Consider the following 19,126-nt stretch of genomic DNA (forward strand, 5'->3'; position numbering starts at 1 on the left):
ATAGCAAGTCGCCGGATTCGCGACGCCTGCTCGCACAGTGGCCCACCGCTAAGCTACTGCCCCATGCTGATCTTTCGGGGGGGCGCGTTCGGCGCTCTGTTGTTGATCGCGGCCGGGCTGTTCGCCACAGCACCGGCCGCGCGGGCGCAGGAGCCCACGGGTGTGTCGATCGTCGCGGATGTCAAACTCAGCGAGGCCGGTCTGCTCGAGGTGGCCGAAACCGTGAAAGTGCCGCCGGGCGGGCAGTTCCACATGGCGCTGCCGCTGCGAGTGGGACGCGACGACGGGAGTGAACGCCGCTTCGGTGTGACCGACATCTCCAGTACCGGACCGGGTTCGGCGAAGGTGGCGGGCGATGTGTTCAGCGTCGACGCGCCGCCGGGGGAATCGTCGTTCAAGTACACCGTGCACGGCACGGTCAGCGATGCGCCGGGCACACAACTGTTCCACTGGACGGGAGCACTCAACACCGATGTCGCCTCGTTCGACGGTTCGGTGATCAGCCCGAGTTATCGGATGGGCGTCGCCGACTGCACGGTCGGCTCGGTGGGTAGCACCCGCAAATGCACCGACGCCCGCGTCGAACCGGACGGCGTGCTCACCATGCACGAGGAGAATCTGCACAAGGGCGACATCCTCGATGTGAGCCTGCAGATGCCGCCCGGCACGGTGAAGGCCAACGCCGATATTCGCGGCGGCCGCGGGTCGGGCGCCTTCGCCGTCACCGCACCGGTGCTCATCGCCTTCGGTGTGCTGCTGGCGGCGCTGGCCGCCTTCGGCGCCTATCTGGCCTGGGCTCGTCGCCAGGACGCCGCGGCCCTGACCTCCACCGGAACCCTGGATCCGGTGCAGCGCAACGGGAATCACAGCGAATTCGTCTCCCCCGACGGCATCCTGCCCGGTGAGGCGGGCCTGTTGCTCGACGGCTCCGCCGATGCCGCCGATATCGCCGCCACCGTGGTGGATCTGGCGGTGCGGCGCTACCTGTGGATCGCGCCGGTGAGCGACGCGGACTGGCGGATCACCCGGGTGAATCCCGCCGACGATCAACTGCGCAGCTACGAAAAGCACGTCTATACGACCCTGCTGCCCGAGGGCGCCGACTCGGTTCTGTTGTCGGAACTGCGGGCGCCGGGACGCGTTGCCGCCGAGCCCGTTCGCTCGGCGCTGCGCCGCGATGCGCTCGAGCGCGGCACGCTGCTCGATCACGATCGGCGCGGACTTGCCTTCTGGATCGGCATCGCGCTGCTGGTGATCGGAGTGGGGGCCACCGTCGGCCTCGCCGTCGCGGGCGGGTATGCGCTGGTCGGCGTGGCCATCGCGCTCGCCGGCGCGGCCGTGCTGCTGCTCGGCCGATATCTGCCGGTGCGGACCGCCGCCGGCCGCGCGCTCGCCGCACAGGTGAAGGCGCTGCAGAACGGCCTGGACGCGCAGCGGCCCGAGCAGATCCCGCCGGCCGATCGCGAACTGCTGTTCTCGCGGGCCCTGCCTTTCACGATCATCGGCGGCCGGGCCGACAACTGGATCCGCACCTTCCGCGATGTGGATCCCGGAGCCGACCGTCAGGCCGGGCTCTACTGGTTCGGCGGCTTCGATCGCGACCGGAACCTGCACCGGTTCGCGGGGCATTTCCCGTATTTCATCACCGCACTGGAAGGGCTTTTCACGACGGCGGGCCGGTGACCCGCCGGATGACCTCGTAGGCCGCCCGAGCGGTGGTGCGGCCTTCGGCGACGGCGGGCACCAGCCCGACCAGCCCCCACGACAGGAATGTGGTGTCGGGCTCCTCGCTACCCCGATCGGCCAGGATTTCGGCGAACATCTGCTGGGTGCCACGGACGACGACCATGGTGCTCTTCGGGCCGAGCAGCGCCCGGTAGACCTCTCGATGCCCCTCGGCCAGTTCGATGATGGTGCGTACCGGGTCACCGGAGCGCCGGGCGAGTGCCGCACGCAGGAATTCGGTCCCGCTCACCACGAGCAAGTCGTCCTTGCCGCGGAAGTGGGCGTAGAACGTCGAGCGGCCGACATCGGCGCGGTCGAGAATGTCCTGCACGGTGATCCGGTCGTAGGGGCGTTCGATCATGAGCTCGATCAGGGCGCGGTGCAGGGTGCCACGGGTACGCCGGACACGGCGGTCGTTATCGGACACTGTGCCTCCGGGTGTGCGGAAACGGACGGTTTCGGTGCATTTGCTTCTGGTGAGAGCAGCCGCTTCACCAGATCATGAACACATGTTCCGAATCGAACAAGACCCCCACGGCATCCTGATCACCAACCCGCGCGGCTACAGCGCGTTCACCACTGTCTTCTTCGGCGGCAGACGCCGACGACACGCGGCCGCCCTCGCCGCCGCCGGCGGGGCGGAGCCGGGTGGACGCGCCCTCGATATCGCCAGCGGCCCCGGCACATTGGTGTTCGCGCTGGCCGATCGGGTCGGACCGCGCGGAGAGGTCGTCGGTATCGATGCCGCACACCAGATGGTCGAATACGCCACCGCCCGGTCCGGCAACCGGACGAACTGCCGCTTCGAATACGGCGTGGCTCAGTCGCTACCTCTGCCCGACGCTTCGTTCGACGTCGTCACCTGCACGTTCGGGATGCATCACATTCCCGAGGCGGATCGTGGGAACGCACTGTCGGAGATGTGGCGCGTACTGCGGCCGGGTGGACGGGTTCTTCTGGCCGATATGGCGCCCATGGGTGTGCACGGACGGCTGACGAAGCTGCTCAGCAGGCATATGGATCCCACCGCGATCGATATCCGGCGATATCGGAAACCATTGGAGCAAGTGGGATTTCAGAATCCGCAATATCGGACGATGCATCCGTCGACAGGTGTACTGACCGCCCTCAAGCCCGCGTGAGGCCCGGGAGGCGACGATCGCCCGAACCTCACCGAGGTGGCAACAGATCCGGCCGGGACGGTGGGCCGCCCCGGCCGCGTCGCTCAGCGCGAGCGCGTGGCCCGGCGCAGCGCCGACAGCGGATCGGCGTAGCAGACGCTGAGTGAGGTGACGGCCGCGGCATGCTCCTGGACCCGTCCGCCGAATCGGCTGATCCGCAGATCCGCCGGGGCGAGCGTGGTGGCGCGACCGAAGGCCTGCACCACTCGTTCGAGTCCCGGCCGGTAGCCGGTGAAGGCCTGTCCGCCCAGCACCACCCGATCGGGGTTGAACATGTCGCGCACCAGAGCCGCTGTGTTGCCGAGGATTTCGGCCCGCTCGAACAGCATGTCGCGAGCCGGGGCGGATCCCTGTTCGGCCGCGCGGTACAGCTCGGCGATCACCGGCTTGCGCGGCGCTTCCCGCTTCGGCACGATGCCGGCGCGCACCGCGCGAGCGAGCACCGCCGCCTCACCGACCGTGGCCTCCAAGCAGCCCCGCCGGCCGCACGAGCAATCGATATCGGATCCGGTCGGCAGATGCGCGATCGAGCCCGGGCCGTTCGCCGGGGTGTAGACGCGATCGTGCAACGTGACCGCGACACCGACGGTCTCCCGGCCGTAGATGTAGAGGCTGCTGCCGGGCCGGTCCTGGGCGCCGGAACGCTCCGGCGCACCGGTGGTGAGCAGGAGTTCGGCGGCGGCCATCGCCTCCACATGGGCGGCGACCGACACCGGCAGATCCAGCACGCTGGCGAAGATCGGGCCTACCGGCGCCGACTGCCAATCCAAGCGGGGGTGGTCCACGACGCCGGCGACGGGATCGACCCGCCCGGCCAACGCCACACCGACCCACAACGGCCGGCGCCGGGGTAATCGGTCCAGGAAGGCCTTCGCACTGCGCGCGATGATGGTGATGGCCGCATCCTGCGCGGCCTGCGGGGTGGCGATCTCCAACCCGCCGAGGATGCGGCCGGACAGATCGGCGGCCACGATCCGGGTGAGGTTCGCACCGATATGGACGCCCAGCGTGGCGAAGCGGTCGGTATCGACCTCGAACGGCACACGGGGGCGTCCGACCGCACCGGATGCGGTGAGATCAGCGCGTTCTCGCAACAGTCCGGACGAAAGTAGCGCCGACACTTGGCGATTCACGGTCGCGATGCTCAAACCCGTTGTCTGAGCGGCATTGTCGCGGAAAATCGGCCCGCGGGTGGCGGCACGCAGGACGGCGGCCGCCGGGTTGTCGGTGATGCGCAATTCCGGCGCAACCACCGGCCGCGGCACACTGCGCGCCGGCCGCGGACGAGAGGGGGAAGACTGTCGGTCGAGAGTGGGGCTCGTCATGGGGCGAAGTCCTTGTCGAAAGTCTCGTGCAGAGACGACTACATCGGCAACAAGGCAGCGAGAAGGGCCCGAAAGGGTCGACAGACGGACGACTGGAGCGGTCTCAGCTGCGCGGCCGGGAACAACACAGTTCCCGCTGCCGCGGCAGCCGCACACCGAGCGCCACGGTCACATAGGTAACCCGTGTGCGGTTCGAACGGCTGGTGGACATGTGTAAAACGGTAACATCCCGATTCTGCGCCGCGCCAGCGAATGGATAACGCGCATATTGCACTCACACTGATTCGAATGTGGGCTCCTGTCACCGCAGGTGGCGCATTACCTTCGGTCGCCCGGATTTCAGCAGGTCCGCCGCTCGCGTGGGTGGCGGAAAACCGGCCGCCCGGCCGGTGCCGGCCGCGCGGCGGGCGCCCCGGCCACGACGCCGCCGTTACGCTCGGAAACCGCAGGTCACAAGCGTGAGGAGGTGGAGATGACGGCCGATCCGGTACCCCTGCGTCAGCAGCACGGGTCCGCTGCCGACCACCCGGCTCCCGGGGCGGAGACAACGGCGGCCGGCGCCGGCGCCCGCACCATCCGCAAGGCGGATCGGGCCCGCCAGGTTGCCGATGTGCTGCGCCAGCAGATCCACAGCGGCCAGTGCTCCGACCCGCTACCCACCGAATCCGAACTCGCCGCGGAATTCGCCGTCTCGCGCAACGCGGTGCGCGAGGCACTGGCACTGCTGCGCGACGAGGGCCTCATCGGTCGTGTTCCGCGCGTGGGAACCTATGTGGCGCAACGCAAATACGATCACGGCCTGGACAGCCTGCGCGGTCTGAAGGAAACGCTGCGCGGGCACGGCGAGGTGCGAAACGAGGTACGCGCGGCAGTGCGCCTCACTCCGCCCCCCGCGGTGGCGGGCCGGCTCGGTCTCGAACCCGGCGAATCCGCGGTCTACCTGGAACGGCTGCGCTACCTGGGTGATCTGCCTCTCAGCCTGGACCACACCTATCTGGCGCCGGACATCGGCGAGCGGATCCTCGACTGCGACTTGCGGTCGGAGGATATCTTCGGGCTCATCGAACAGATCAGCGGCCAGTCGCTCGGTTCGGCCGATCTGGCGGTGGAGGCCATCACGGCCGATATCCACAGCGCCGCCACCCTGCAGGCCCCCGAGGGCAGCGCACTGCTGCTGCTGGAGCGCCTCACCTATCTGGCCGACGGGCGCCCGGTGGACCTGGAGTACATACGCATGCGGGGTGATCGGATCACACTGCGCGACAGCCTGATTCGCACCACCGAAAGCAACGATTGGAGGCTGAGCCGCCATGGCGTCGGTCAATCAGCGGGCTGATGTCCCGGTAACCATCGACGAATCGCTGTGCATCGAGGGGTGCACGCTGTGTGTGGAGATCTGCCCGCTGGATTCGCTGGCGATCAATCCGGACAACGGCAAGGCGTTCATGCACGTCGACGAATGCTGGTACTGCGGTCCGTGCGCGGCGCGCTGTCCCACCGGCGCCGTCACCGTCAATATGCCGTATCTGCTGCGCTGAATCGCGCCGCGGACTCTTTCAGTGGCCGCTCTCGGCCCGATTTCGAGGAAATACCATGAAGTACCGTCGTGCCCGCATACTGGCCGCCGCCGCCCTGATCGCCACCCTGGCCGCCGGATGCTCGCTCGAGCAGACCGGATCCGGGGACACCGTCCGGGTGGTCGTCGGTTATCAGTCCAAGACCATCAATACCGTCACCGCCGGAACGCTGCTGCGCGCCAAGGGTTTCCTGGAGAAGCGGCTGAACGATCTGACCGCGAAGGGCGGGCCGAAATATCAGGTCGAATGGCAGGACTACGACACCGGAGCGCCGATCACCGCGCAGATGGTCGCGGAGAAGATCGATATCGGTTCGATGGGCGATTATCCGTTGCTGATCAATGGTTCCCGCACCTCCGGCAGTGAGCGTTCGGCCACCGAGCTGGTCTCGATCACCGGTTACCAGCCGCGCGGATCGCTGAACATGGTTGTCACCGCACCGAATTCGACGGCGACGACACTGGCGGATCTGGCCGGTAAGAAGGTGTCGGCGAGCGTCGGCTCCGCCGGTGACGGAACGCTGCGTCAGGCGCTGAGCCGCGCGAACATCGATCCCGCGCACGGGGTGGAGGTGCTGAACCAGCAGCCGCAGATCGGCGCGTCCGCTCTGGAAGCCGGTCAGGTGCAGGCACTTTCGCAATTCGTGGCCTGGCCCGGCGTGCTCGTTTTCCAGGACAAGGCCAAGCTGCTCTACGATGGCGCGGAGTTGAACGTGCCGACATTCCACGGTGTGGTGGCACGTCGTGATTATTCGAAATCCCATCCCGAGGTGCTCGATGCATTCCTGCAGGCGCAACTTGACGCCACCGATTTCCTGCACGCGAAACCGCTCGAAGCCGCGCAGCTGGTCGCTGACAACTCCGGACTGCCGGCGGAGGTCGTCTACCTCTACAACGGACCCGGGGGAACCTCGTTCGACACGCCCCTGAAGCCGCAGCTCGTCCAGGCGTTCAAGGGTGATGTTCCGTATCTGAAGTCGATCGGCGACTTCGCCGATTTCGACATCGACAAGTTCGTCGACGATGCCCCGTTGCGCAAGGTCTTCGCCGAGCGCGGCGCGAATTACGATGCGGCAGTGGCGAACTTCGCCAATCCGGCGCCGATCACCGGCACCGACCCGAGCACCGGTAAACCGGTCTCCGACCCGGCCCTCGCCGGCGAGATCTGGTTCGACGGCCAGTCCGCCGCACAGCCCGCGGCCAACCCCACCGACCTGCTGCGCGCCGTGAAAGCCGCTCGGGCCCAGGGCAGGAAGATCCGCGCGGCCTATGCGCCCGATGCGGAACTGGGCACCCGCTGGTTCGCGGACAAGGCGCAGTGGGTGCGCGAGGGCGATACCTATCTGCCCCTCATCACCCCCAGTGCGGTGCAGCGGTATCAGGCTCGCCATCCCGGTGCGGTCGCCGTGAGTTACGACCAGGCCATCGGTGAGGTGCGGTCATGAGCGCCACCACCGTCCCGGTCGACGCCACCGCCGCGGACATCATCACGACACGGGAAACCACTGCGCCCGCGGCGGCCGACGGTCACGCCGGCAGTGCGCGGCTGTGGGGCTCGCGGCTGGTCCGGGTGGCCTCCATCGTGGTCGCGCTGATCGCCTGGCAGGTGCTGACCGCCAACCACGTTCGGCTGTGGGTCCGCTTCGATACGCTGCCGACGGTCACCCAGATCCTGCACAGACTGCGGGTGCAGGTGCAGACCGACACCTTCTGGCTGGACCTCGGCCAATCGCTGATCCGCATTCTCAGCGGCTTCGGGCTGGCCGCGGTGATCGGTGTCGCGACCGGGGTGGCGCTGGGACGTTCGCGCTGGTTCGCCGATATCTTCGGACCGCTGACCGAGCTGGCACGCCCGATTCCGGCGATCGCGATCGTGCCGGTGGCGATTCTGCTGTTTCCCACCGACGAGGCCGGCATCGTCTTCATCACCTTCCTCGCCGCCTACTTCCCGATCATGGTGAGCACCCGCCACGCGGTGCGGGCACTGCCGACCATCTGGGAGGAATCGGTGCGCACGCTGGGCGGCAGCCGCTGGGACGTGCTGGCGCGGGTGGTGTTGCCGGGCAGCCTGCCGGGCGTGTTCAGCGGGCTGTCGGTCGGGATCGGCGTGGCCTGGATCTGTGTGGTCTCGGCCGAGATGATCTCCGGGCGCCTCGGCGTCGGCTACCGCACCTGGCAGGCGTACACGATCGTCGACTATCCCGGCGTGTTCGTCGGCATCATCACGATCGGCGTGCTGGGCTTCGCCACCTCGGCGGCCATCGAACTGCTGGGACGGCGCGCCACTCGCTGGCTGCCCCGTGCCGGGGAGGTGACGAAATGAGCGCGACGGCAATGAGTTTGCGGCTCGATCAGGTGGAGCTTCGCTACGGCGGCGCTCCCGTGCTGGACGGGCTGACACTCGATATCAGCGCGGGCGAGATCCTCGTCCTGACCGGACCGTCGGGGTGCGGAAAGTCCACGGTGCTGCGTGCCCTGGCCGGCCTGTTGCCGCCCCGCTCGGGACGCGCGCTCGCGGACGGCGACGAGATCACCGGTCCCTCCCGCGATCGGGCGATGGTCTTTCAGGACAATGCACTCTTACCCTGGCGCACAGTACGTTCCAATATCGAACTGGCGTTGACGTTGCGCGGGGAACCGCGGGCCACCCGTCGGGCGCAGGCCGAGCGCTGGATCGAGGAGGTCGGGCTCACCGGCTTCGGCGACTACCTGCCCAAGAGTCTGTCGGGCGGCATGCGCCAGCGCGTACAACTCGCGCGGGGGCTGGCGGGCGCACCGCGCGCGGTGTTGATGGACGAGCCGTTCGGCGCCCTGGACACGCCGACTCGGATCACCATGCAGCGCTTGCTGATCCAGACCTGGCAGACCCACCCGACCACGGTGGTGTTCGTCACCCACGATGTGGACGAGGCGCTGATCCTCGGCGACCGGGTCGCGGTTCTCGGCGGCACCGACCGGGCGCTGCGATCGCTGCTGACGGTACCGAAGCCGCGCGTCAAGGATGTCGACCGCAGTGCCGAGCGCGCCGAAATCCTTGCTGCCCTGAATCATTCACCGCGGTCCGCCGCCGCCTGAGTGCCTCCCCCGATCGAGGCGCCGCATCGGTGACCCCGGCTACGGCGGCGTCCGGTCGTCTGGTGCCGGTGCGCGCCGCCGTTCCGACTACCCACCTCTCTGGAGTGTGCTGATGAAGATCCCCGAACTGTCCGACACCGTGCGCCTGGACTGCGATGTGCTGGTGATCGGCGGCGGAACCGCCGGCACCATGGCCGCGCTCACCGCCGCCGAGAACGGCGCGAACGTTCTGCTGCTGGAGAAGGCGCACGTGCGCCACTCCGGCGCCCTGGCCATGGGTATGGACGGGGTGAACAACGCGGTCATTCCCGGTAAGGCGGAGCCGGAGGACTACGTCGCCGAGATCACTCGCGCCAACGACGGAATCGTCGACCAGCGCACGGTGTATCAGACCGCGACCCGCGGTTTCGCCATGGTGCAGCGCCTGGAGCGCTACGGCGTGAAATTCGAGAAGGACGCCTACGGCGAGTACGCGGTGCGCCGCGTCCACCGCTCGGGTTCCTATGTGCTGCCGATGCCCGAGGGCAAGGACGTCAAGAAGGCGCTCTATCGCGTTCTGCGCCAGCGCAAGATGCGCGAACGGATCCGGATCGAGAACCGGCTCATGCCGGTGCGGGTGCTCACCGACGGCGGTCGCGCGGTCGGTGCGGCCGCGCTCAACACCCGGACCGGGGAGTTCGTGGCGGTCGGCGCGAAGGCGGTGATCCTGGCGACCGGCCCGTGCGGGCGACTGGGGCTGCCGGCGTCGGGCTATCTGTACGGCACCTACGAGAATCCGACCAACGCCGGCGACGGATACGCGATGGCGTATCACGCCGGCGCGGAGCTGTCGGGCATCGAATGCTTCCAGATCAATCCGCTGATCAAGGACTACAACGGACCGGCCTGCGCCTATGTCGCGAACCCGTTCGGCGGATATCAGGTGAACGCCGCCGGTGAGCGTTTCGTCGACTCGGACTACTGGTCCGGGCAGATGATGGCGGAGGTGAAGCGGGAGATCGAGTCCGCGCGCGGCCCCATCTATCTGAAGGTCTCGCATCTGCCCGAAGAGACGCTCGACGCGCTCGAGGGCATTCTGCACACCACCGAGCGGCCTACTCGCGGCACCTTCCACGCCAACCGCGGCCACGACTACCGCACCCACGACATCGAGATGCACATTTCCGAAATCGGCCTGTGCAGTGGCCATTCCGCGTCCGGTGTCTGGGTCGACGAACATGCGCGCACCACGGTCCCGGGACTCTATGCGGCGGGCGATCTGGCGTGCGTTCCGCACAACTACATGATCGGAGCGTTCGTCTACGGTGATCTGGCGGGCGAACACGCGTCCTCGACTCTTGCGGACGTCGCCGCGCCCCAGAATCTTCCGGACGATCAGCTGGCCGCTGCGCACGAACTGATCTACCGCCCGCTGCGCCATCCCGACGGCCCGCCGCAGCAGCAGGTCGAGTACAAGTTGCGTCGTTTCGTCAACGACTATGTCGCGCCGCCGAAGACGCAGACCAAACTGTCGCTCGCGGTGGAGACCTTCGAGCGGATGCGGCAGGAGATCGCCGAGATGGGTGCCGACACTCCGCATCAACTCATGCGGTGCGCCGAGGTCGACTTCATCCGCGACTGCGCCGAGATGGCGGCCCGGTCCTCGCTGACCCGCACCGAATCGCGGTGGGGTCTGTACCATGACCGCGCCGACCTGCCCGAACGCAACGACGAGGACTGGCGCTACCACCTGAACCTGCGCAAGGGCGCCGACGGCGAGATGGAATTCCTGAAGCGCCCGGTCGCACCGTATTTCGTGCCGGTGCCGGAATGGGAGGATCTGCCGCGTGCCGAGCTCGAGCCGGTCGCGGTGGCGCAGCCGGAACTGATCGCCGGCCCGCCCCGGACGGCAGGCGCGGCGACCGGCGACGCACCCCGGCCGGGCATCACGATCCCCGCTCCCGCGGACGACTCCGCCGCACCCAGAATCGCGATTCTGCTCGGCCTGGACGGCCCGACGGTCGCCGAACTCCGGAACTACCTCGACGACACCGACCCACGGGTGCGAGCCACGGCCCTGTCGGTGCTGACCGAGGGCACTCCCGACGGCTTCGCCGCCCCCCTGATCGCCGCCCTGGGCGACCACGACGCCGCGGTGCGCGCGGCCGCCGTCTCGGGCCTGCGTGAGCTGATCGAAATCCTCCCGCCCGCAGAGCAATTGACCGCGCACGCCGAATCGCCCGACCCACTGGTGCGAGCCGCTGTCGTGGACCTGCTGCGCGCGCAACGCCGCGGCTCGGCCGCGCTGTTCGGCAAGGCCGTGGTGGACAGCGACCACCGCGTGCGCATCGAAGGTGTGCGCGCACTGGTCTCCCTCGACGACTGGTCGGCACTCACCGCCGCCGCATTCGACGAGAACCGTGAGGTCCGGGTGGCAGTCGCCCGCGGTCTGGCCGAGGTCGGCGCGGGCGGCGCCGACACGATCCGCGCCCTGGTCGGTGACCGCGATCCCCTGGTCCGCGCCGCCGCCCTCGCCGCCCTGGCACGGCTGGGCGATTCTTCCGACGCGGCGATTCTGGTTGCGGCGCTGAAGGATTCGGCATGGCAGGTACGCGAGGGCGGTGCCCGCGGCTGGGCCGGGCTGGGCCCTCGAGCCGCGGCCGAGGCGCTGGAATCCACCCTGACGGACCCGCATCCGGACGTCCGCAAGGCCGCCGTCCTGACGCTCTCGCACTGGCCCGACCATGCGGCCGTCCGAGCCGTCCTGCAGGTCGTACTCGCCGACACCGACGCCGACGTCCGCGCCTACGCCCGCCGCACCTTGGAGGCGGCGTGAGCGGCGAGTGCGGGGGCGCCTTCATCATCTCGGCGGACATCGGGTCTACGCTCTGCGCAACTGTCGATCGATTCAGCTGAGGAACACTGATGACCCGGATCGCGAGGAATCTTCGGCGCGCCGCCGCGACGTTGGTCGTGACTTCGGCCGGGGCCGGGGCGGCGTTCACGGCGAGCGCTGCTCCGCTGCCGACTTTCCCGATCGGCGCGCCGGAATACACGGTGGATGTGAACACCTCCGCCGCCACGCCCGGCTATATCTACTACAGCAACGGTGTCAGCGCGGCGGCACTGGTTCCCGGAGCGGGTAAGGCGCTGTCGGCGGTTCCGGCGACCGCGCCGGCGAACATCGTGGTGGACAAGGCGGGGCACGAAGTGTGGCGCTACACCCCGCCCGCCGGACAGGACGTCTCCAATTTCCGCACCCAGACCTATCAGGGCAAGCGGGTGCTGACGTGGTGGCAGGGCGGCACCGTCGGCGGGCACGGTTCGGGTGCCGACTACATCGCCGACGAACACGGCACCGTCATCGAAACCCTCGATGCCGGAGGCACTCCCAGTGATGTGCACGAATTCCGCCTGACTCCCGACGGCCGGGCGCTGATCACGTCGTACCAGGAGGTGGAGGCGGACCTGTCCGCGATCGGTGGCCCGAAGAACGGGAAGATGTACGACACCGTCGCCACGGTCATCGATGTGGCGACCAAGCGAGTGTTGTCGCGCTGGAGCGCCGCCGAGCACGTCCCGCTCACCGACACCACCACTCCCGGCAAACTTCCCGGTAGCGACACCTACGACCCGTACCACATGAATTCGATCGCGCTGGACACCGACGGCAACCTGGTGATCTCGATGCGCGACACCTCCACCGTCTACGACGTCGACATCCACACCGGTGCGATCAACTGGCAACTCGGCGGATTGCACTCGACCTTCGACCTCGGCCCCGGCGTCGAATTCGCCTTCCAGCACGACGCGGAATTCGCCGACCCCAGCACCCTGCGCCTGTTCAACAACAACTCCAGCGGCTTCGAAACCCTGGGTGTGTCGAGTGTGCAGTGGATCCACTTGGACCGCGACAACCATCGAGCCACGTTGGTACGCAACCAAACCCACCCCGACGGCCTGACCGCCTTCGCCATGGGCGACGCCCAGCCGCTGCCCAACGGCAACACCCTGGTCGGCTGGGGCATGGCACCGCACATCTCGGAATTCGCGCCGACGGGCGAGATGGTCTACGACGCCCGCCTACCGCTCGGAACCTATCGCGCCTTCCCCGCCGAGTGGGCCCCGACGCCGAAGTGAGCTCGGCCCGAACCCGCAGGCTCATGTCCGCGGAGTTCTCATGCACTGGCCAGCTTCTCGTTCACCCATTTGTTGACACTGATCCCACGCTCAGTGGCCTCGATGGTCAATCGCCGGTGCATATCGGCGGATGTGCGGACCAGGAACTGGCCGCTGTACGTGCGATCGGCCAACGGCACCGGCACCGGCTCGCCCTTGGCCTCCAGGTCAGCTACAGCGAATTCCACCAGGTCGGCGATGCCCCGTAGTGCGTCGAGCGGATCGCTATCCAGATGTGACAGAGACGGGAATTCGAGACAGGTACCGGCCCACTCCCCATCCTCGGGAGACCACATCACGCGATACGAGTAGTGGTTCACGATGCCTCCTTCTTCGCGATCGCGGCCAGCACCTGTCTGACCTGATACGGCTTTGCCTTCGCGCCACCGCGCTGGACGTTGACGCGCGGGTCTCCCGGCCACGGCATCGAAAACACGTAGTGGCTTCCACGCTGCCGGTAACTACCGAAATGGTGTTCGCACACCGTGAGTAGATCGGCGAAACGAACGTCGGATGGGTTGGCAGCCATCCTCTGCACCAGCTTGTCGATCTTCTCCTCGGTCGTCATGCGATGGACGATATCGCATACGATATCACTTCAGTGTGTCGTTTCGTAACCTGCGGACCCGTTTCGAGGGGTTGCTCGGAGGCGAACCGCAAGCGGTCCCCGCACCCTGGTCTCGAATGCGGAGGCCGCTTTTCGCGGTAGCAACCCAGCCCCGGGCGTGGCGCAGCCCGCCTGAGCACTACTGGAGGTCGGCGCCTTGTCGCGGCGGCTGGAGAGCCGCGCTGGCGGTCCCGGTCCACGGCTATTCGTTATATTCGATCTGTGCGCCCCTGCTCGACAGGGATGCGCAGGTCGGACGAAGGGGGCGGGGTGGCGACGTGAACGCATTCTGTAGCTACCACATACCGGTCGGGGCGGGCCGATGAGCGGTAACCAGGTCCACGTCGATCCCGACAAGATCCGCACGCACGCGAAAACCATTCAGGGCGTGGGTGCTTCGCTGAGCGTGGCGTTGCAGTCCGGGCAGGCGGTGTCGGTGCCGACGGATGCGTTCGGGAAGTTGTGTTCGTTCCTGCCACCGCTGTTCGTCGACACGGTCGAAGACGACGGGCTGGAGGCGATCAAAACCGCCGCCGACGCGCTGAACGGCGATGCCGGCACGCTCGAACGGGTCGCGACCTCGCTGCAGAGCACCGATTCGGCGAATGCGAGCGACCTGGGTTCGGTGCGGCCCGAGGCCACCTGGTGACGACCGAGGCCGACAACCCGCTGATCGCCCGGCGGGAGGATTCCACGAAGTCGTACACCGGCATAGGAATCGCCGAATCGGTTGCCGACGTGCACGATGCGATCTCCTCCGGATCATGGGTCGACGGTGGGCTCGCCGTACTCGGTGCCGGCATGGAGGCCGTGTCCCTGGCGGTCGATCCGCTCGGCACCCTCGCCTCCTACGGCGTCGGGTTCCTGATGGAGCACGTCGAACCGCTGCGGGAAGCGCTGGACTGGGTGGCCGGCGATCCGGATACGGTGCAGGCGTACGCCAAGACCTGGGAGAACGTCTCCACCCACATCAAGCAGGTCGCCGATGATCACAAGAAGTCCGTCGATCAGGACGTGGCGGACTGGATCGGCAGCGCCGGGGATGCGTACCGAACCCATGCGGCCGAGACGAATTCACTGCTGACCGCGGCATCGAACGCGGCGTCGGCGGCATCGTCGGCGATCGCGATGGCCGGGGGCGTGGTCGCATTCGTCCGCCAGACCGTGCGCGACCTCATCGCTCAGGCCGTGGGCCGGCTGGCCGCATGGGCGGCCGAAGAGGTGTGCACGCTGGGCGTGGCCACCCCGTTGGTGGCCGCGCAGGCAACCACGTTCGTGGCGAAAGTACTGACCACGATCGCCAAGCTGTTCCGCAAGCTCGCCTCCACCTTCAAGAAGCTCACGCCCCTGCTGCGCAAGCTGAAGGGCGCATGGGAAGACATCATGAAGGCGCTGAAGCGGGGACGCGGCGGCACGCATATCGACGGTGCCAAGCCGCACGCCACGTCGCCGGCCGGCACGCATCCGAGTTCGCACAAGCCGGATTCGCCGGGCGAACACGGCACACCGCACGACGACGGCGCCGATACCCACAGCACCTCACACAACGGCTCGGGCGAGCCGGACGACGGTTCGACCGGTAAACCGAGGAACGATCCACACCAGCAGGCGGACAAGGATCACGGCAGCGGCACGCATGCCGCGGAATCCGGACCGGAGAACTCGCGCACCGAGAAACAGGTCACCGGTTGTGGTGACCCGGTCGACGGCGCGACGGGCGAATTCCTGCTGCCGGAAACGGACCTCGAGCTCCCGGGTGTGCTGCCGCTGGTGCTGGGGCGCAGGCATCGATCCGACTACCGGTTCGGCCGCTGGTTCGGGCCGTCGTGGTCGGCGACGATGGACATCCGGATCGTAGTCGAGTCCGCGACCGTCACCTTCATCGGTGACGACGGCATCATGCTCGCCTACCCGCACACCGAACCCGGCAGTCCGGTCCTGCCGCTGAACGGTGAATTGCGGTGGCCGCTGGTGCGCACCGAAACCGGCGGCTACCGCGTCACCGATCCGGACCGCGAGCTGAGCTGGTGCTTCGAACCCGAAGCCGCACTCGACGGTCTCGACGTACGGTTGGGCAACTACGCGATCGGTGCGATCATCGACCGTCACCACAACCTGGTCCGATTCCACTACGACAGCGACGGGTCCCCGGTCGAGATCTCGCATTCGGGTGGGTACCGGGTGCGGGTCGAGACCGAGGCGGGGCGGGTCACCGGGCTGTCGGTGGCCGGCCGCCACGACGACAGCGAAACGGTCACTAGCGTAAGGACTTTCAGCTATGAAGCGGGTGCGCTGGTAGGTGTCACCAACGGGGTCGGTGCGACCACGACCTACACCTACGACTCCGAGCACCGGATGACGTCGTGGACCGATTCCAACGGCAACTCCCTCACCAACACCTACGATCCGGCCGGTCGCGTCGTCCGCCAGCGCGGCACCGACGGCATCCTCGACGCCGATTTCGACTACTTCACCTATCCGGATGGCAGCGGGACCCGAACGACGGTCACCGATTCCACCGGCGCGGCCACGATCTACGACTTCGATCCGGACCACAAGCTGCGTGATGTGATCGATCCGCTCGGCGGACGGATCCACACCGACTACACCCCGGACCGCAAGCCGCTGCGCGTCATCGCCCCCAACGGCGGCATCACGTACTACACCTACACGCCCGACGGTGATGTGGCGAAAATCGTTCGGCCGGACGAGAAGTCGATCACCATCGGCTACGCGGCACGGAATCGGCCCACTGTGATCACCGACGCCGACGGCTCCACCCGACGGCAGGAATGGGACGCGCACGGCAACGTGGCCGCCACCGTCGACAACGCCGGACGGCGCACCGCATTCGACCACTCACCCACCGGCGCGGTCACCGCTGTCACCGAGTCGACCGGCGCGACAACGACTTTCGAAGTGGACGCCGCCGGGCTTCCGATAGCCGTCACCGATCCGTACGGCGTGGTCACCCATATCGAACGTGACCACTTCGGGCGTCCCGTCGCCGTCACGGATGCGCTCGGCGGCATCACCCGCCACGAATGGTCGCCCGAGGGCAAACCGCTGCGCCGCATCGATCCAGACGGATATTCCGAATCGTGGACATGGGACGGCGAAGGCAACCTCCGCACCCACACCGACCGCGCCGGCAACGTCACCTTCCACAAGTACGGCGCCTTCGACCTGCTCACCTACCGCACGGACCCCGACGGCACCAGCACTCTCTACAGCTGGGACACCGAACGCCGGCTCACCACGGTCACCAACCCCCTCGGCGACTCGTGGACCTACAGCTACGACCGCGCTGGACGACTTGCCGCCGAAACCGACTACAACGGCGCCACCACCGCCTACGAACACAACCCGGACGGCAGCCTGGCGGTCGTCACCACCCCCAACGGCGTCCGCCGCTATCACACCCACGACATTCTCGGCCGCCTCACCCAAATCCGCTGTGACACAGGCGAATACCAGCTCTACACCTACGACGAGGTAGGCCGCCTCCGCACGGCGATCTCCGGCGTCGGCCACGACCGCACCCACACCGTCGAATTCGCCTACGACTCCGCGGGCAACCTCGTCTCCCAACGCGTCGACGACCGCCCGCCGATGCTGTTCGACCACGACGCGCACGGCCGCCGCACCTCCCGCCGCACCCCCACCGGGGCGGTGGCCGGCTGGGGATACGACCCCGCCGGTCGCGTCACCTCGATGACCATCGACGGACATCGTGCGACCTTCTCGCACGACGCGCTGGGCCGCCCGACGGGATGGACTTTGGGGAATCTGGTGGTGGAGCAAACGCTCTCACCGGTGGGCCAGGTGCTGAGCCGCCAGGTTTCGGCGCGGGCGCCGCATGTCCCCGGGTCGGCGGGAGCTCTGACTACAGATCCGACCGGTGGGCAGTATCCCGGGGCAATCCCTGGCCAACGCCCCGGTGATACGCCGATACCGGGTCAACACGCCAGTGGTTTGCCGATGCCCGCCCAACACCCCAATAGTGCGCCGATACCCGGCCAACACCTGACCGGTGGACCGATGCCTGGTCACCGCCCGGGTGACGCATCCGTCCCCTACCCCGGGAGCACACTTGGCTCGGGCACTCCTCCCGTCCCGAATCCGGGTCACCTGATCCGCCGCGACGACTACACCTGGCGCCCCGACGGCTACCTCACCACCCAAACCACCCACCGCCAGGGCGCAACTCCCCAACACCGCACCTACGCCCTCGACCCCGCCGGCCGAATCACCACCATCACCGACAACGGCCGGCCCACAGAGCATTACACCTACGACGCCCTCTCCAACATCACCAGCACCCTCCCACCCCCGACCACCCCCGCACCCCTCCCCACCAACCACGCCCCCGACTCATCCACGCCAGTCCCAGGACAGACCCCGGACGGCCGGCGCGAGTACCGCAACAACCTGCTGATCCGCAACGGACGGACGCGATATTTCTACGATGCGGCTGGGCGGCTGACCCGGAAGGAAGTGACGCGGCTATCGCGTAAGCCGGACATCTGGCACTTCCGGTACAACGGGTTCGATCAGCTGACGGATGTGTATACGCCGGGGAAGGAGTGGTGGAGGTACACGTATGACGCGCTGGGTCGTAGATCGTCGAAACTGCGGCAGACTACAGGTGGCGATCGGTCCGCCGAAAGCATTCATTATATTTGGGACTCAACGTATTTGATCGAACAGACGTGGGTCGGGCCGCAGGAGCGACGTGGCGTCACTACATCCTGGACGCATCACACCGGGACGTGGACCCCTCTGGCACAGTCTCATCGAGATCCCGCCCGTAGCGGACTTTGCGCAATCGCCACCGACCTCGTAGGCTCGCCTGTCGAGCTCATCGACCCCGTAGCCATGGAGACGGCGGGCATAGCTACCGCCGATCTCTGGGGCCGTACAACTTGGCGCGGCACTGTCCAGACGTTGCTTCGTTTCCCCGGACAGCTTTACGACCACGAAACCGGCGAACATTACAACTACCACCGGTATTACGACGCAGAGGCAGGACGCTACACGGCGCCGGATCCACTGGGTCTTGAACCGTCCGCGAACCCGATGGCTTATCCTCACAACCCTCTCACTTGGTTGGATCCCCTCGGGTTGCGGTGCAAGAACAAGCAGATACATCTGTACCGGGCAGTGTTGGACAAAGAACTACAGGACATCAAGACCAACAGACGGTTTTCCAACCCTCTCGGGATAGAAACGAAGTACTTCGCCTTTTCAGAAGAGGGCGCAAATGCGTATGCTCGCGGCATGTACAAGGCATTCCCGCACGAGGGCCCGTACACCATCGTGCGAACGACGATTGATGCCCATCTGATCCCTGATAGCGCCTTCATTGAACATCTCGCCGATTCTGGAGTCGGCGAGGGAATTGCCCTACCGTCCGAAATTTTGTCACGACTCGGAAGGCCTAGGATATTACCTCACGGTTTGACAGGAGGATAAAGAA

The 19,126-nt window shown here is 67.2% G+C and carries 15 protein-coding genes; 11 read left to right on the forward strand and 4 right to left on the reverse strand.

The window, feature by feature from the left end; all coding sequences use genetic code 11:
* The first annotated feature begins 63 nt into the window (after nucleotides 1-63).
* Nucleotides 64-1,683: a DUF2207 family protein gene (locus NA3_RS21685; RefSeq protein ID WP_062965477.1), complete on the forward strand. Its 1,620-nt coding sequence runs from the start codon at nucleotides 64-66 to the stop codon at nucleotides 1,681-1,683.
* On the opposite strand, the gene NA3_RS21690 is transcribed toward NA3_RS21685, so the two are convergent.
* Nucleotides 1,664-2,152, reverse strand: coding sequence for a TetR/AcrR family transcriptional regulator (locus NA3_RS21690; protein ID WP_227995405.1), 489 nt, complete (start codon nucleotides 2,150-2,152; stop codon nucleotides 1,664-1,666). The genes NA3_RS21685 and NA3_RS21690 overlap by 20 nt on opposite strands.
* A gap of 82 nt (nucleotides 2,153-2,234) precedes the next feature.
* Between NA3_RS21690 and NA3_RS21695 the strand changes: the two genes are divergently transcribed.
* Entirely contained in the window at nucleotides 2,235-2,867 is a 633-nt protein-coding gene (locus NA3_RS21695) for a methyltransferase domain-containing protein (RefSeq protein WP_062965478.1), read from the forward strand.
* Between the two features lie 83 nt (nucleotides 2,868-2,950).
* On the opposite strand, the gene NA3_RS21700 is transcribed toward NA3_RS21695, so the two are convergent.
* Entirely contained in the window at nucleotides 2,951-4,231 is a 1,281-nt protein-coding gene (locus NA3_RS21700; protein ID WP_062965479.1) for an ROK family protein, read from the reverse strand.
* Nucleotides 4,232-4,703: 472 nt separating this feature from the next.
* On the opposite strand from NA3_RS21700, the gene NA3_RS21705 reads away from it, so the two are divergent.
* The 7 genes from NA3_RS21705 to NA3_RS21735 all read left to right on the forward strand — a co-directional run bounded on the left by NA3_RS21705 (nucleotide 4,704) and on the right by NA3_RS21735 (nucleotide 13,001).
* Nucleotides 4,704-5,567 (forward strand): GntR family transcriptional regulator, encoded by an 864-nt coding sequence (locus tag NA3_RS21705; RefSeq protein ID WP_084491798.1) that lies wholly within the window; start codon nucleotides 4,704-4,706, stop codon nucleotides 5,565-5,567.
* Nucleotides 5,542-5,769, forward strand: a complete 228-nt coding sequence (locus NA3_RS21710; RefSeq protein WP_030516520.1) for a 4Fe-4S dicluster domain-containing protein — start codon at nucleotides 5,542-5,544, stop codon at nucleotides 5,767-5,769. The genes NA3_RS21705 and NA3_RS21710 overlap by 26 nt, the downstream gene beginning before the upstream one ends.
* A 55-nt stretch (nucleotides 5,770-5,824) precedes the next feature.
* Complete coding sequence (locus NA3_RS21715; RefSeq protein WP_062965480.1) at nucleotides 5,825-7,252, forward strand: ABC transporter substrate-binding protein; 1,428 nt, start codon at nucleotides 5,825-5,827, stop codon at nucleotides 7,250-7,252.
* Complete coding sequence (locus NA3_RS21720) at nucleotides 7,249-8,130, forward strand: ABC transporter permease (protein ID WP_062965481.1); 882 nt, start codon at nucleotides 7,249-7,251, stop codon at nucleotides 8,128-8,130. The genes NA3_RS21715 and NA3_RS21720 overlap by 4 nt, the downstream gene beginning before the upstream one ends.
* Entirely contained in the window at nucleotides 8,127-8,882 is a 756-nt protein-coding gene (locus NA3_RS21725) for an ABC transporter ATP-binding protein (protein WP_062965482.1), read from the forward strand. The genes NA3_RS21720 and NA3_RS21725 overlap by 4 nt, the downstream gene beginning before the upstream one ends.
* A 112-nt stretch (nucleotides 8,883-8,994) precedes the next feature.
* Nucleotides 8,995-11,697 carry a fumarate reductase/succinate dehydrogenase flavoprotein subunit gene (locus NA3_RS21730; protein ID WP_062965708.1) on the forward strand — a complete coding sequence of 901 codons (2,703 nt, stop codon included), beginning with the start codon at nucleotides 8,995-8,997 and terminating at the stop codon, nucleotides 11,695-11,697.
* An 89-nt stretch (nucleotides 11,698-11,786) separates the two neighbouring features.
* Complete coding sequence (locus tag NA3_RS21735) at nucleotides 11,787-13,001, forward strand: arylsulfotransferase family protein (protein ID WP_062965483.1); 1,215 nt, start codon at nucleotides 11,787-11,789, stop codon at nucleotides 12,999-13,001.
* Between the two features lie 38 nt (nucleotides 13,002-13,039).
* Here NA3_RS21735 and NA3_RS21740 read toward each other — a convergent pair whose 3' ends face one another.
* Both NA3_RS21740 and NA3_RS21745 read right to left on the reverse strand, forming a co-directional pair.
* Nucleotides 13,040-13,360 (reverse strand): type II toxin-antitoxin system HicB family antitoxin, encoded by a 321-nt coding sequence (locus tag NA3_RS21740; protein WP_308189574.1) that lies wholly within the window; start codon nucleotides 13,358-13,360, stop codon nucleotides 13,040-13,042.
* Nucleotides 13,357-13,608: a toxin HicA gene (locus tag NA3_RS21745; protein ID WP_062965484.1), complete on the reverse strand. Its 252-nt coding sequence runs from the start codon at nucleotides 13,606-13,608 to the stop codon at nucleotides 13,357-13,359. The genes NA3_RS21740 and NA3_RS21745 overlap by 4 nt, the downstream gene beginning before the upstream one ends.
* A 361-nt stretch (nucleotides 13,609-13,969) precedes the next feature.
* On the opposite strand from NA3_RS21745, the gene NA3_RS21750 reads away from it, so the two are divergent.
* Both NA3_RS21750 and NA3_RS21755 read left to right on the forward strand, forming a co-directional pair.
* Complete coding sequence (locus NA3_RS21750) at nucleotides 13,970-14,296, forward strand: type VII secretion target (protein WP_062965485.1); 327 nt, start codon at nucleotides 13,970-13,972, stop codon at nucleotides 14,294-14,296.
* Nucleotides 14,293-19,122 (forward strand): DUF6531 domain-containing protein, encoded by a 4,830-nt coding sequence (locus NA3_RS21755; RefSeq protein ID WP_062965486.1) that lies wholly within the window; start codon nucleotides 14,293-14,295, stop codon nucleotides 19,120-19,122. Before NA3_RS21750 ends, NA3_RS21755 begins: the two co-directional genes overlap by 4 nt.
* Nucleotides 19,123-19,126: the final 4 nt, after the last annotated feature.

This window comes from Nocardia africana NBRC 100379 (assembly GCF_001612635.1).
GTDB classification, from domain to species: domain Bacteria; phylum Actinomycetota; class Actinomycetes; order Mycobacteriales; family Mycobacteriaceae; genus Nocardia; species Nocardia africana.